The sequence below is a fragment of the Micromonospora sp. NBRC 110009 genome (genome assembly GCF_030518795.1).
Lineage (GTDB): Bacteria > Actinomycetota > Actinomycetes > Mycobacteriales > Micromonosporaceae > Micromonospora.
The window spans coordinates 2,633,459-2,647,651 of the sequence record NZ_CP130427.1 but is presented as its reverse complement, the minus strand read 5'-3'; the positions used below and the strand labels follow the sequence as shown (position 1 = coordinate 2,647,651).

Annotated in this window: 12 protein-coding genes; 8 read left to right on the top strand and 4 right to left on the bottom strand. The window is 73.8% G+C overall.

Annotation, left to right across the window (positions count from 1 at the left end):
- Positions 1–11 precede the first annotated feature (11 nt).
- Both Q2K19_RS12655 and Q2K19_RS12650 read right to left on the bottom strand, forming a co-directional pair.
- On the bottom strand, positions 12–1,025 hold the full coding sequence (locus Q2K19_RS12655; protein WP_302770873.1) for an acetamidase/formamidase family protein: 1,014 nt from the start codon (positions 1,023–1,025) through the stop codon (positions 12–14).
- Positions 1,022–2,455, bottom strand: a complete 1,434-nt coding sequence (locus Q2K19_RS12650; RefSeq protein WP_302770871.1) for an APC family permease — start codon at positions 2,453–2,455, stop codon at positions 1,022–1,024. Before Q2K19_RS12650 ends, Q2K19_RS12655 begins: the two co-directional genes overlap by 4 nt.
- A 171-nt stretch (positions 2,456–2,626) precedes the next feature.
- On the opposite strand from Q2K19_RS12650, the gene Q2K19_RS12645 reads away from it, so the two are divergent.
- The 8 genes from Q2K19_RS12645 (at position 2,627) to Q2K19_RS12610 (ending at position 12,099) form a co-directional block, all read left to right on the top strand.
- On the top strand, positions 2,627–3,268 hold the full coding sequence (locus Q2K19_RS12645) for a TetR/AcrR family transcriptional regulator (protein ID WP_302770869.1): 642 nt from the start codon (positions 2,627–2,629) through the stop codon (positions 3,266–3,268).
- Between the two features lie 19 nt (positions 3,269–3,287).
- Positions 3,288–4,088 (top strand): TIGR03084 family metal-binding protein, encoded by an 801-nt coding sequence (locus Q2K19_RS12640; protein WP_302770867.1) that lies wholly within the window; start codon positions 3,288–3,290, stop codon positions 4,086–4,088.
- The gene (locus Q2K19_RS12635) at positions 4,085–5,758 is read left to right on the top strand and encodes an acyclic terpene utilization AtuA family protein (protein WP_302770865.1); all 1,674 of its coding nucleotides are present in this window, start codon (positions 4,085–4,087) and stop codon (positions 5,756–5,758) included. Before Q2K19_RS12640 ends, Q2K19_RS12635 begins: the two co-directional genes overlap by 4 nt.
- Positions 5,755–6,894 (top strand): acyl-CoA dehydrogenase family protein, encoded by a 1,140-nt coding sequence (locus Q2K19_RS12630; RefSeq protein ID WP_302770862.1) that lies wholly within the window; start codon positions 5,755–5,757, stop codon positions 6,892–6,894. The genes Q2K19_RS12635 and Q2K19_RS12630 overlap by 4 nt, the downstream gene beginning before the upstream one ends.
- The gene (locus Q2K19_RS12625; RefSeq protein ID WP_302770860.1) at positions 6,891–8,492 is read left to right on the top strand and encodes an acyl-CoA carboxylase subunit beta; all 1,602 of its coding nucleotides are present in this window, start codon (positions 6,891–6,893) and stop codon (positions 8,490–8,492) included. The genes Q2K19_RS12630 and Q2K19_RS12625 overlap by 4 nt, the downstream gene beginning before the upstream one ends.
- A 7-nt stretch (positions 8,493–8,499) precedes the next feature.
- A complete protein-coding gene (locus Q2K19_RS12620; protein ID WP_302770857.1) occupies positions 8,500–10,488 on the top strand; it encodes an ATP-binding protein in 1,989 nt (662 codons plus the stop codon).
- Positions 10,485–11,648 (top strand): acyl-CoA dehydrogenase family protein, encoded by a 1,164-nt coding sequence (locus Q2K19_RS12615; RefSeq protein WP_302770854.1) that lies wholly within the window; start codon positions 10,485–10,487, stop codon positions 11,646–11,648. The genes Q2K19_RS12620 and Q2K19_RS12615 overlap by 4 nt, the downstream gene beginning before the upstream one ends.
- Before the next feature lie 70 nt (positions 11,649–11,718).
- Complete coding sequence (locus tag Q2K19_RS12610) at positions 11,719–12,099, top strand: hypothetical protein (protein WP_302770852.1); 381 nt, start codon at positions 11,719–11,721, stop codon at positions 12,097–12,099.
- On the opposite strand, the gene Q2K19_RS12605 is transcribed toward Q2K19_RS12610, so the two are convergent.
- Complete coding sequence (locus Q2K19_RS12605; protein WP_302770850.1) at positions 12,086–13,618, bottom strand: serine/threonine-protein kinase; 1,533 nt, start codon at positions 13,616–13,618, stop codon at positions 12,086–12,088. The two genes, Q2K19_RS12610 and Q2K19_RS12605, sit on opposite strands and share 14 nt — an antisense overlap.
- A 30-nt stretch (positions 13,619–13,648) precedes the next feature.
- The gene (locus Q2K19_RS12600; protein ID WP_302770848.1) at positions 13,649–14,119 is read right to left on the bottom strand and encodes a hypothetical protein; all 471 of its coding nucleotides are present in this window, start codon (positions 14,117–14,119) and stop codon (positions 13,649–13,651) included.
- Positions 14,120–14,193: the final 74 nt, after the last annotated feature.

The following is a 14,193-nucleotide window of genomic DNA, read 5'->3' as shown; positions in this document are numbered from 1 at the left end:
CCCGCGGCGGCTCAGCGGTGGGTCAGGTAGTCGTGGGCCGTCTCGCGGAGCCGGGCGTGCACCCCGTCGTACCCGCTCATGCCCCCCAGGTAGCGCTTGTCCACCTTCGCCAGCATCGTGTAGTTCGGGTCGCACACGTTGCCGACCGGGGCCTCACCGGCCTGGCTGATCAGCTGGTACGCGTCCAGCTGGTCCAGACCGAGCAGCTCCGCGGTCCAGGTCACCAGGTCGTGCTGGCTGATCCGGTAGGCGTCCTCGAGCGGGCGGGCCGAGCCGGTGGACATCAGGGCGTCGTCGGACTCCAGCCGCGGCCACGGGGTACCCGCACCCTTGATGACGTCCACCACGACCGTGGTGTTCATGGCCGCTTCGAGGCCGGTGCCGCAGACCTCGCCGTGCCCCTGCCGGCAGTGCCCGTCGCCCAGGCCGAACAGCGCGCCCGACACGTTCACGCCGAAGTACGCGGTGACCCCCGCGCGCAGTTCCGGGCTGTCCATGTTGCCGCCGTGCGCGTCGGGGGTGATGGTCATCCGCGCCTCGAAGGCGCCCGGCGCCACCCCCGCCGTGCCGTGCATCGGATCCAACGGCAGCTCCACAGTGTAGTCGCCGCGCCGTGCCCGGTACGTCGCCGTGCCGGCGGCGACGTCGATGTCGTACCGCCACACCACCTCGTCGAGCGGGGGCTGCAGGGTCGCGGTCGTGTGCGTGCTGGTGAGCGCGCCGAAGTGGGGGAAGGTGCTGGACACCGCCGAGTCCCGGGCCGGCTCGATGGCGATGAAATGGACGGCGAGGGTGTCCCCCGGCTCGGCGCCCTCGACGTGGATCGGCCCGGTCACCGGGTTGAGGTACGGGAACTCGCACACCTGCGAGGGCAGGTCGTCGACGCCGCGGACCCGCCCGCCGAAACAGTCCTCGGTGTACAGCTCGAGGATGGTGCCCGGGCGTACCCGGAGCACCGCCTCGCGCCCGCCGAAGGTGTAGGAGAGCTCGTCCGGCTCCGGCCGGTACTTCACCACCTCGGTCACTGCGGCTCCTTGACGGGCTCGTCGGTCGGTTCGGGCGCGGCCTCGGCGAGAGCGGCGAGCTCGGGGCGCCGGCCGGTCGCGTAGAAGGTCAGCAGGATGACCACGCCGATGCCCAACCAGATGAAGCCGAGCACCTGGGCGGCGACCTTCGCGTTGATCACCACGTAGAGCAGGATCAGGAACCCGATCACCGGTACGACGAGGTGCCGCAACCAGTCCCGGCTGCCGTTGCGGACGACGTAGTGCGTCACGACCGAGACGTGCAGCGCCAGGAACGCCGTCATCGCCCCGAAGTTGACCAGTGTGGACAGCAGGGAAATCCCGTCGTCCCGGCTGGCCATGTAGAGGCCGAGCGCGAGGGAGATGCCGGCGACCAGCAGGGTGGCGTTGGCCGGCACCTTGTGCTTCGGGTTGATCCGGGCGAGGAAGCGCGGCATCTGGCGGTCGCGGGCCATCGCATAGAGCAGCCGCGACGTGGCGGCCTGGGCCACCAGCGAGTTGGCGAAGCCCCAGGCGATCGCGGTGGCCAGGGCGGTGAGCCCGGCCAGCCAGCCACCGCCGGCCACCCGTGCGGCGTCGTAGAAGGCCGCGCCCTCCGGGTCGCCGTTGTCGAGCAGGGCGGGCGCGTCCGGCACCAGCAGGGCCGCGACCCACGTCTGCACGACGAACAGGGCGCCGGCCAGCAGCAGCGCGCCGACCATCGCCCGCCCGATCTGGCGGGCCTCCTCGCGGCTCTCCTCGGCCAGCATGGAGATTCCGTCGAAGCCGAGGAAGGACAGGACGGCGATCGACACCGCGCCGAACACCAGCGGCCAGGAGAAGGTGTCGGCGTCGAACAGCGGCCGCCACGAGAAGCCGTGGCCCTTGCCCTCGGCGAGCGCGACCACCCCGACGACCAGGAAGATCGCCAGGATGACCAGCTCGGCGGCAAGCATCACCCGGTTCACCCGGGCGGTCATCTGGATGCCGAGGTAGTTGACGATCGTGTTGAGCACGACGAAGGCCACCAGCCACGCCCACACCGGCACGCTGTGCACCAGGGAGTGCATGGCCACGCTGGCCACGAGGTAGAGCAGGCCGGGCACGAGGACGTAGTCGAGCAGGATCACCCAGCCGGCGAGGAAGCCGACGGGCGGCGCGATGCCGCGTCCCGTGTAGCTGTAGACCGAGCCGGCCATCGGGAAGGCCCGGACCATCTGCGCGTACGACAGGGCGGTGAACATCATCGCCACCATGCCGATGAGGTAGGCCAGGGCGACCATGCCGCCGGAGCCGGCGTACACGCTGCCGAAGATGCCGAAAGGCGCGATCGGCACCATGAAGATCAGTCCGTAGATGAGCAGATCCGTGAAGCTGAGCGAGCGGCTCAGTTCCTGGCGGTAACCGAACCGCTCCACCTGCGCGGCGGGGGAGTCGGGAGGTCGGGTCATGGCGCGCCTCCTTGATGTTGGTGAGGCCGCACGTTAGTCCAGCGGGCCGCGGACAGGAAGATCCACGTACCTGGACCGAAAACATCGACAAAGCGGCCATGGTCCAGGTGCTGCACGGGGCCCAAAAAAGTCAGTCTTGACTGTTTGTTTCGTGGGCGGCAGGCTGACCCCGTGCCCGCCGCATCGACCCGCGTCCCGCAACAGGAGCGCAGCCGCGCCACCCAGGCCCGGCTGCTGGAGGCGACCGTCGAATGCCTGGTCGAGCACGGCTGGTCCGGCACCACCACCACCGTCGTGGCGGCCCGGGCCGGCGTCTCCCGGGGCGCCCAGCTGCACCACTACCCGACCAAGGCCGCCCTGGTCACCGCCGCCGTCACCCACCTCACCGAGCGCCGGGCGGAGGAGCTGCGCACCGAGGCCGAGGCGCTGCCGGCCGGCCCGCAGCGCCTCGACCGGGTGGTCGACCTGCTCGCCGCCGCCTTCACCGGGCCGCTCTTCGTCGCCGCGCTGGAGCTGTGGGTGGCCGCCCGCACCGACCCCGAGCTGCGCGGCGCCCTGGTGCCACTGGAGGCCCGGGTCGGCCGCGAGATGCACCGGCTGACCGTCGCGCTGCTCGGCGTGGACGAGCGCCGGCCCGGCGTCCGGGAGGCCGTGCAGGCCACCCTCGACCTGCTCCGCGGCCTCGGCGTGGCCAACCTGCTCAGCGACGACTCGGCCCGCCGCACCGCCCTGCTGCACACCTGGAAGCGCCAGCTCGCCGCCCTGCTCGCCCCCGACGACGGCCCACCGGCGCCCGGGAGCGAGCGGCACTGACCCCCTGACCGGAGGCACCATGGTGGACCTGACAGCCCTGCTCGCGGATCTGGCCGCCGAGTCCGAGCAGCTCGACGCCCTCGTCGCGCCGCTGCCGCCGGCCGGATGGAACCGGCCGACACCGGCCCCGGGCTGGACGATCGCCTACCAGATCGCCCACCTGGCCTGGACCGACCACGTGGCGCAGCTCGCCGCGACCGACGCAGAGGCGTTCTACGCCTCGGTCACCGCCACGCCGGACCCGTCCCGGCTGGTCGACGACGGCGCGGAGTCGTTCCTGGCCCCGCCCGCCGCGCTGCTGGCCCGCTGGCGGGCCGGCCGCTCGGCGCTCGCGGCGGCCCTCGCCGCCGCCCCGGCCGGCGAGAAGCTGCCCTGGTACGGCACCGGCATGTCGCCCGCCTCGATGGTCACCGCCCGGCTCATGGAGACCTGGGCGCACGGCGAGGACGTGGCCGACGCGCTCGGCGTCCGGCGTACCCCGACCGGGCGGCTGCGGCACGTCGCGCACCTGGGCTTCCGTACCCTCGGGCACAGCTTCGCCGCCCACGGCCGGGCCGTGCCGACGGAGCCGGTCCGGGTGGAGGTCGCGGGGCCGGACGGCGACACCTGGACCTTCGGGCCAGCGGGCGCGGCGGACCGGGTCACCGGGCCGGCGCTGGACTTCTGCCTGCTGGTGACCCAGCGCCGGCACCGCGCCGACCTGGCCCTGATCGCCACCGGGCCGGTCGCCGACGAGTGGCTGGACGTGGCGCAGGCGTTCGCCGGGCCGCCCGGCGGGGGACGGGAGCCAGCCGCCGCGCGGAGCGAGGCGGCGACATGAGCGTGCTGCGGGTCGGCAACGCCTCCGGCTTCTACGGCGACCGCCGCTCCGCCTGGCGGGAGATGCTCGACGGCGGCGAACTGGACGTGCTGACCGGCGACTACCTGGCCGAACTGACCATGCTCATCCTCGGCCGGGACCGGATGCGCGACCCCTCCCTCGGGTACGCGAAGACCTTCCTCGGGCAACTGGAGGGGTGCCTCGGCACCGCCCTCGACCGCGGGGTCAGGCTGGTCACCAACGCCGGTGGCCTCAACCCGGCCGGGCTGGCCGCCGCGATCGGCGCGCTCGCCGACCGGCTCGGCCTCTCGGCCCGGATCGGGTACGTCGAGGGCGACGCCCTCGACCGGCCGGACGCGCTCACCGCGAACGCGTACCTGGGGGCGTTCGGGATCGCCGCCTGCCTGGACGCCGGGGCGGACGTGGTGGTCACCGGTCGGGTCACCGACGCCTCGCTGGCGGTCGGCCCGGCCATCGCCCGCTTCGGCTGGGGCCGCGACGACCTCGACGCGCTGGCCGGGGCCACCGTGGCCGGCCACCTGATCGAGTGCGGCGCGCAGGTCACCGGCGGCAACTTCAGCTTCTTCACCGAGCTGCCGGACGGCGGTCACCACCCCGGCTTCCCGATCGCCGAGATCCACCCGGACGGCTCGTCCGTGCTCACCAAGCACCCCGGCACCGGCGGCGCCGTCACCGTCGAGACGGTCACCGCCCAGCTGCTGTACGAGGTGGGCGGCCCGGCGTACCTGGGGCCGGACGTGGTGACCCGGCTGGACACGGTGAAACTGACCCAGGACGGGCCGGACCGGGTCCGGGTCACCGGCGTCCGGGGCACCCCGCCGCCGGAGACGCTCAAGGTGGGCGTCAACAACCTCGGCGGCTTCCGCAACTCCATGACGTTCGTGCTCTGCGGGCTGGACATCCCGGCCAAGGCGGCCCTGGTCCGGGGCCAGCTCGAGGAGGCGGTCGGCAAGGAGGGGCTGGAGTTCACCCTGGCCCGGACCGACCACCCGGACGCCGCCGACACGGAGGCGGCGAGCGCGCTGCTGCACGTACACCTGCGCGACGGTGACCGGGCGCGGGCCGGGCGGGCCTTCTCGGCGGCCGCGGTGGAGCTGGCGCTCGCCTCCTACCCGGGCTGCACGCTGACCACCCTGCCCGGCGACGCCACCCCGTACGGGATCTTCACCGCCGACACGGTCCCGCAGGACGCGGTCGCGCACGTCGCCGTGCTGCCCTCCGGCGAGCGGGTCAGGATTCCACCCCCGCCCACCGCGCGTTTGCAGGGGCCCCCTGTACAACACGAGGCGTTAACCGGGGGCCCCTCCTTGCATCCGACCCGGCGCGGACCGTTGGGGGAGGTGGTCGGGGCGCGGTCGGGCGACAAGGGCGGCGACGCCAACCTCGGCGTCTGGGCCCGCACCGACGCGACCTGGGCCTGGCTGCGGGGCTGGCTCACCGTGGACCGGCTGGCCGAGCTGCTGCCGGAGACCGCCCCGCTGACCGTCGAGCGGTACGAGCTGCCGAACCTGCGCGCCGTCAACTTCGTCATCCGAGGGCTGCTCGGTCAGGGGGTGTCCGCCTCCACCCGGTTCGACCCGCAGGCCAAGGCGCTCGGCGAGCTGCTCCGGGCCCGGGTGGTCGACCTGCCGTCCCGGGAGGACGCATGACCATCGTGGACACCCCTGAACGCCGACAGCTGCGGGAACTGACCCGGGCCTTCGTGACCAGGGAGGTGCTGCCGCACCTGGCCGACTGGGAGCGGGCCGGTGAGGTGCCCCGGTCGCTGCACGAGACCGCCGCGAAGATCGGGCTGCTCGGCATCGGCTTCCCCGAGTCGGCCGGCGGCAGCGGCGGCGACCTGCTCGACTCGATCGTGGTCACCGAGGAGATCATCCGCTCGGGTGGCTCGTCCGGGCTGATCGCGGCCCTGTTCACCCACGGCATCGCCCTCCCCCACATGGTCGCCTCCGGCGACGACGGCCTGATCGACCGCTACGTCCGGCCCACGCTCGCCGGCACGACGATCGGCGCGCTCGCGATCACCGAGCCGGACGGCGGCTCCGACGTGGCGGGTATCCGCACCTGTGCCCGCCGGCACGGCGACCACTACGTGGTGAACGGCTCGAAGACCTACATCACCAGCGGCGTCCGGGCCGACTTCGTGACCACGGCCGTCTGCACCGACTTCCCCGGCAGCGGGACGCTCTCCCTGCTGGTGATCGAGAAGGGCACGCCCGGCTTCACCGTGGGCCGGCGGCTGGAGAAGCTCGGCTGGCACTGCTCGGACACCGCCGAGCTGTCCTTCGTGGACGTCCAGGTGCCGGTGGCGAACCGGATCGGCCTGGAGGAGACCGGCTTCCTGGCGATCATGCAGCAGTTCGCCACCGAGCGGCTGTCGCTGGCCACCCAGGCGTACGCGACCGCGCAGCGCTGCGTGGAGCTGGCCACCCGCTGGTGCCGGGACCGGTCCACCTTCGGCCGCCCGCTGGCCAGCCGGCAGTTGGTCCGGCACCGGCTGGCCGAGATGCACACCCGCGCCGAGGCGGCCCGGGCGTACGTGCACGAGGTGGCCGCCCGGGTGGCCGCGGGCGAGCCGGTGGTCAGCGAGGTGGCGATGGCGAAGAACGTGGCGGTGGCCGCCTGCGACTTCGTCGTCGACGCGGCGCTGCAACTGCACGGCGGCTTCGGCTACCTGCGCGACGCCGAGGTGGAACGGCACTACCGGGACGCCCGGATCCTCGGCATCGGCGGCGGCGCCACCGAGATCATGAACGAGATCATCGCGAAGGGCATGGGCCTGTGACCACACTCGACAGCGCGCTGGACCCGGCCTCGCCGGCCTACCGCGCCAACCGCGAGGCGCTGCTGGACCGTCTCGCCGAGCTGGGCGCCGCGCTCGACCAGGCCCGCGCCGGCGGCGGCGAGAAGTACGTGACCCGCCACCACAAGCGGGGCAAGCTGCTGCCCCGGGAGCGGATCGAGCTGCTGCTGGACCGGGACAGCCCGTTCCTGGAGCTGTCGCCGGTGGCCGCGTACGGGACGGACTTCCCGGTCGGGGCCAGCACGGTGACCGGCATCGGCGTGGTCGAGGGCGTGGAGTGCCTGATCGTGGCCAACGACCCGACGGTACGCGGCGGCGCGGTGAACCCCTGGGCGCTGGCCAAGACCCGGCGGGCCGGCGAGATCGCGCTGGCCAACCGGCTGCCGATGGTGAACCTGGTGGAGTCGGCCGGCGCGGACCTGCCCACCCAGGCGGAGATCTTCATCCCGGGCGGCCGGGTGTTCCGCGACCTGACCCGGCTCTCCGCCGCGAAGATCCCCACGGTCAGCGTGGTCTTCGGCAACGCCACGGCCGGTGGCGCGTACGTGCCGGGGATGTCGGACTTCACCATCATGATCCGCGACCGGTCCCAGGTCTACCTGGCCGGACCGCCGCTGGTGAAGATGGCCACCGGCGAGGTCACCGACGACGAGTCGCTGGGCGGGGCGGCCATGCACGCCGCGAAGTCCGGCCTGGCCGACTTCCTGGCCGAGGACGAGCGGGACGGCATCCGCCTGGCCCGGCAGTGCGTACGCCGGCTCAACTGGCGAAAGCAGGGCCCGCCGCCGCGCACCGCCGTCCCACAGCCGCCGAAGTACGACCCGGAGGAGTTGCTCGGCATCGCCAGCGCCGACCTCAAGGTGCCGTTCGATCCGCGCGAGGTGCTCGCCCGGGTGCTGGACGGCAGCGAGTTCGACGAGTTCAAGCCGAACTACGGCAGCGCCCTGGTCACCGGCTGGGGCGAGCTGCACGGCTGGCCGGTCGGCGTGCTGGCCAACGCCCGGGGCGTGCTGTTCAGCGAGGAGGCGCAGAAGGCCGCCCAGTTCATCCAGCTCGCCAACGGCGCCGACACCCCGCTGGTCTTCCTGCAGAACACCACCGGCTACATGGTCGGCACCGAGTACGAGCAGCGCGGCATCATCAAGCACGGCGCCCTGATGATCAACGCGGTGTCGAACTCCCGGGTCCCGCACCTGACGGTCAACCTCGGCGCCTCCTACGGGGCCGGCAACTACGGCATGTGCGGCCGGGCGTACGAGCCGCGGTTTCTGTTCACCTGGCCGAACGCCAAGTCGGCGGTGATGGGGCCGGCCCAGCTCGCCGGGGTGCTGTCGATCGTGGCCCGGCAGGCCGCCGCCGCCCGGGGTCGCGACTACGACGAGGACTCGGACGCCGCCATGCGAGCGATGGTGGAGCAGCAGATCGAGTCCGAGTCCGGAGCGCTCTTCCTCTCCGGCCGGCTCTACGACGACGGGGTGATCGACCCCCGGGACACCCGTACCGTCCTCGGGCTCTGCCTGTCGGCGATCCACAACGGACCGGTCAAGGGCGCCGACGGCTTCGGCGTCTTCCGGATGTGAGGCGGAGATGATCCAGAGACTGCTCGTGGCCAACCGGGGCGAGATCGCCCGCCGGATCTTCGCCACCTGCCGCGCGCTCGGCGTCGAGACGGTCGCGGTGCACTCCGACGCGGACGCCGACGCGCCCTTCGTCGCCGAGGCCGACCAGGCCGTCCGGCTGCCTGGGAACACGCCGGCCGAGACGTACCTGCGGATCGACCTGATCCTGGCGGCGGCCCGCAAGGCGGGCGCGGACGCGGTGCACCCGGGTTACGGCTTCCTCGCCGAGAACGCCGAGTTCGCCGCGGCGGTCACCGACGCCGGGCTGACCTGGGTGGGCCCGCCGGCCAAGGCGATCGCCGCGATGGGCGACAAGGTGGCGGCCAAGGCGCTGCTCGCCGACGCCGGCGTGCCGATGCTCCCGACCTGGACCGACGAGGATCAGGTCACCGACTTCCCGGCGCTGGTCAAGGCCGCCGCGGGCGGTGGCGGGCGCGGCATGCGCGTGGTCCGGGACGCCGCCGGGCTCGCCGAGGCCGTCGCCTCCGCGCGCCGCGAGGCGGCCGCCGCGTTCGGCGACGGCACGGTCTTCATCGAGCGGTACGTCGAGCGGGGCCGGCACGTCGAGGTGCAGATCTTCGGCGACTCGCACGGCGCGGTGGCCGCCCTCGGCGTCCGCGAGTGCTCGATCCAACGCCGCCATCAGAAGATCGTCGAGGAGGCGCCGGGAGTCCTGCCGTCCGCCGTGCGGCAGCGGCTGCACGAGGCGGCGGTGGCCGCCGGCCGAGCGGTCGACTACGTCGGCGCGGGCACGGTGGAGTTCCTGCTCGCACCCGACGGGGAGATCTACTTCCTGGAGATGAACACCCGCCTCCAGGTGGAGCACCCGGTCACCGAGGCGGTCACCGGCCTGGATCTGGTCCGGCTGCAACTGCTGGTCGCCGACGGCGCGACGCTGGGGGCGGAGAACGCGACCGACCCGGACCGGGTCCGGGGGTACGCGATCGAGGTGCGCCTCTGCGCCGAGGAGCCGGCCCAGGCGTTCCGCCCGGCCACCGGCACCCTGCACCGCTTCGCGATCCCTGGGGTGGAACGGGAGTTCGGGCGGCTCATGACGGGCGGCCTGCGGCTCGACTCCGGCGTGGTGGACGGCTCGGTGGTCGGCGTGCACTACGACTCGATGCTGGCGAAGGTGATCGCCTGGGGGCGGGACCGGAACGAAGCGGCCCGGATGCTGGCCGGCGCGCTGGCCCGCGCCGAGCTGCACGGGGTGGCGACCAACCGCGACCTGCTGGTCCGCATCCTGCGCAGCCCGGAGTTCGCCGCCGTCGAGATCGACACCGGCTTCCTGGACCGGCACCCCGAGGTGTACACCCCACTGCTGCCGGCCGAGCAGCTCCCCCAGGCCGCCCTGGTGGCGGCGCTCGCCTCGGCGGCCGACCGGCGCGCCGGGGCCGGCGTCCTCGGCGGACTCCCGTCGGGCTGGCGGAACGTGCCGGCGTTCCCGCAGGTCACCCGCTATGCCGGTGCCGGCGACGGGGAGATCGAGGTGCGCTACCGCCTGGATCGCACGGGCGGGCTCGCCGAGTGGTCGGCCTCGGCGGGAGAGTCGCCAGCCGTGACGCTGGTCGAGGCCACCCCGGATCGGGTGGTGCTCGACGTGGACGGGGTACGCCGGGCGTTCCGCGTACACCGGGTGGGGTCGGCGGTCTTCGTGGACGGACCGGACGGGGCGACGAGCCTCGTCGAGCTGCCGCGGTTCCCGCTGCCCACCGCGGAGCTGGCCGCCGGGTCGCTGCTCGCGCCGCTGCCCGGCGCGGTGACCCGGGTGCACGTCGAGGTCGGCCAGCGGGTCGCCGCCGGCGACCTGCTGCTGACCCTGGAAGCGATGAAGCTCGAACACCCCGTGTTCGCCCCGACCGACGGCGTGGTGGCCGAGCTGCCCGTGCCGGCCGGCGGACAGGTCGAGACCGGGACCGTGCTGGCCGTGGTGACCACCGAGGAGGACCCGCGATGAACTTCGACCTCACCCCCGAGCAGGACCAGCTCCGCGACGCCGTCCGGGCGCTGGGCCGGAAGTACGGCCACGCCTACTTCGTGGCGAAGGCCAGGGCCGGCGAGCACACCACCGAGCTGTGGCACGAGGCCGGCCGGCTCGGCTACCTCGGCGTCAACATCCCGACCGAGTACGGCGGCGGGGGCGGCGGGATCACCGAACTGGCCATCGTCTGCGAGGAGCTGGCCGCCGCCGGCTGCCCGCTGCTGCTGCTCGTGGTCTCCCCCGCCATCGCCGCCACGGTGATCAACAAGCACGGCACGGACGAGCAGCGCAAGCGCCACCTGCCCGGGCTGGCCGACGGCTCCCGGAAGATCGTCTTCGCGATCACCGAGCCGGACGCCGGCTCGAACTTCCACCGGCTCGGCACCGTGGCCCGCCGGGACGGCGCGGACTGGCTGCTCTTCGGCCGCAAGTGCTACATCTCGGGGGTCGACGAGGCGCAGCACGTCCTCGTCGTGGCCCGTACCGAGGACTCGGCCACCGGCAAGCTGAAGCCCGCGCTGTTCATCGTGCCGACCGACGCCCCCGGGCTGGAGCGCACCAAGCTGGACATGGAGATCCTCTCCCCGGAGAACCAGTTCCTGCTCTACCTCGACGACGTGCGGCTGCCGGCCGACGCGCTGGTCGGCGAGTCCCTGGACGCCGGGCTGCCGGCGCTCTTCTCCGGGCTCAACCCGGAGCGGATCACGGTCGCCGCGATGGGCGCCGGCACCGGCCGGTACGCCATCGAGCGGGCCAGCGGGTACACCGCCGCCCGCAAGGTGTGGGGCGGCCGGAGCATCGGTTCCCACCAGGGCGTCGCGCACCCGCTCGCGCACGCCGCCGTGCAGGTGGAGCTGGCCCGGCTGATGATCCACAAGGCGGCCGCCCTCTACGACGCGGGCCGCGACCTGGAGGCCGGCGTCGCCGGCAACATGGCCAAGTACGCGGCCGGCGAGGCCGCGGCGCTCGCCGTGGACACCGCCGTGCAGGCCCTCGGCGGCGCCGGAATGACCACCGAGTACGGGGTGGCCACCCTGCTCGGCGCGGTCCGGGCCGGCCGGATCGCCCCGGTGAGCCGCGAGATGATCCTCAACTTCGTCGCCCAGCACGTCCTCGGCCAGGACAAGTCGTACTGACCGGGCGGCCGGACGACAACCCGCCCGGATCGGTGGTTGACAGGTGGACGGCCTGGGCGATGCTTGTCGGGTGAGCTCGTTCCCGAAGCCCGATGCGCGGGTGAAGGCCGCCGCCGCGTCGCTGGCGGCGGTGGCGGCGCTGGTGACGCTGTTGGTGTGGCACCCTCCGGGCATCCTGTCGGTGGCCCTGGCGCTGCTCTGCATCCTGCTCGGAATGATCGCCGGGGTGGCGGTGAGCGCCCTCCGGCAGGGCGGCGGCGCCCCGGTCGAGGAGTGGACCGCACCCGGCACCTTGGGCGGGGACGCCGACACCCTCGAGGCCCTCGATCCGCGGACGATCCGGGAGCTACGGACGGCGGCCGAGTACGGCGTCGACGCCGACACCCTGGAGGCGCTGGATCCCCGGGACGTCCGGGAGCAGCGGGCGGTGAACGGCCTCAGCGACCGGTGAGGGTCGGCACGGCGAGCGCGTCGACGCCCCGTCCGGCCAGGCAGCGGTAGGTGCGGTCGGCGCCCTGGTCGGCGGGGGGCAGCACCTCCAGATTCCAGCCGGTTGCCTGCCGGATGCCGCTGGCGAGGCGGAACGTGCTGAGGTTGCAGACCTGCTGGACGGCGGGGTCCGCGACGACCGCCTCGTGCCCCGCCCCGACCAGCGCCGCCGGCAGGACGCCCTCGGCGTAGCTCTCCCAGGTGTGCCGGCCGTCGCACGGCACCCGGGCCGCCTCCGCCCGGTCCCGGCGCAGCCGCACCGGCCCGTAGCACTCCAGCTCCGGTGCGCAGCGGGCACCGGTCGGCAGGTGGACGTCGCCGGTCGCGCAGCCCGGCAGCACGGTGGCGCCGGCCGGCTGGACCACCCCGCTGGCCACCGACGTCGGCGAGACCGCGGCCGGCGCGCCGCCGGCCAGCCACGCTCCCGCGCCGGCCGAGGCGGCCAACGCGACCACGCCCGCGCCGCCGAGGAACCAGCGGCGCCGCCAGCGCCGGCCGGACGCCGGCACGGTCGGGTGGTCGTCCTCCGCGGGCGGGCGCGGGCTCGGCTGCCCCGTCCGGCCCAGGCCGTACGACCCGCCGGTGGTGGTGCCGCCGGTGGCGCCGCCACTGATCGGGGCACCGGAGATCGGGGCGCCGCTGACCGGCGCGTTCGGGTCCAGCGGGAGCGCGGCGAGCATCCCGCGCAGTTCCACGGCGGACGGTCGCCCGGCCGGGTCGTTGGACATGCCGAGCCGCAGCACGTCGAGCAGCTCCTCCGGCACGCCCGGCAGGCCGGGGATCGGCTGTTGGAACATCTCCAGCACGGTGACCAGGCTGGGGTTGCGCTCGGACTGCCAGCGCGGCGGCCGGCCGTGCATCACCGCGTAGAGGGTGGCGCAGAGCGCGTACACGTCGACGGCCGGCGATGGCGGGCTGTGGCTGAACATCTCCGGCGGCGCGTACGCCGGGGTGAGCACCTCCAGGGTGACCGAGGCGTCGCGCACCTCGGCCAGCACGGCCAGCCCGAAGTCGGCCAGCACCGCCGGGTTGAAGTGCGAGTAGAGGATGTTGGCCGGCTTGACGTCCCGGTGCAGCACCCCGGCCGCGTGCGAGTGGGCGAGGGCGTCGGCGATCTTGACGCCCAGGTCACGGGCCTCCAGCGGGCCCAGCGGGGAGGTGCGCATCCGCTCCGCGTAGGACCCGTCGCAGAGTTCCATGATCAGGTAGGGGTGCTGGTCGACCGTGACCCCCACGTCGAAGAGGTCGACCACGTGCGGGTGGGAGGACATCTTCCCGGCGGCCCGCGCCTCGCGCAGGAACCGGGCCTGGTCGCGTTCGCTGTCCAGGGTGCGGTTCTCCACCTTGACCGCGACCTCACGCCCCACGGAGATCTGGGTGGCCCGGTAGACGGTGGCGTAGCCACCCCGGGCGAACACCTGCAGATCGGTCAGACCGGGCACGATGGGCAGCCGGAGGGCGCCGGGCGGGGTCTCGGTCACGGCTCGAAAATACCCAACGGTCCGGGCCGCTCAGCGCACCGCGTCGGTCGCCGGCAAAGGCCCGGAGCCGGCGGCCGCGTCCCCGGCCGCCCCCGGGATGCCCGCCCGGCGGGCGTCCCACCACAGGCCGACGGCCGTCGCCACCGCACCCAGCCCCTCCCAGGCGGCCACGGCGAAGAACCGGCCCGGGGCCACGTGGGAGAGCACCGCGATGCTGAAGACGGTGAACGTGACCAGCCGGAACCAGACGGTGAAGCGGTAGAACGGCCGCCACTCGGTGGCGGCGGCGAGCAGGTAGTAGACCCCCATGTTGAAGGAGGCCATCGAGGACGCGGTGAGGAACGTCCCGGTGTAGTCACCGGGGGCTCGCTCGGCCGGCACCTGGAAGCCGAGCATGCGCAGCTGCGCCTCCGGCCAGACCAGCCCGAGCGCCCCCAGCAGCACCGCCAGGGCCCCGAAGACCGCAGTCGTCCAGCCGGCGCCGGTGCGCGGCAGCCTCATCCGTCCTCCCCCTCAACCCGCCGACGTGAACGGTCCCCCTCGACCCCACACGCTAACCGGCGGCACCGACAGGC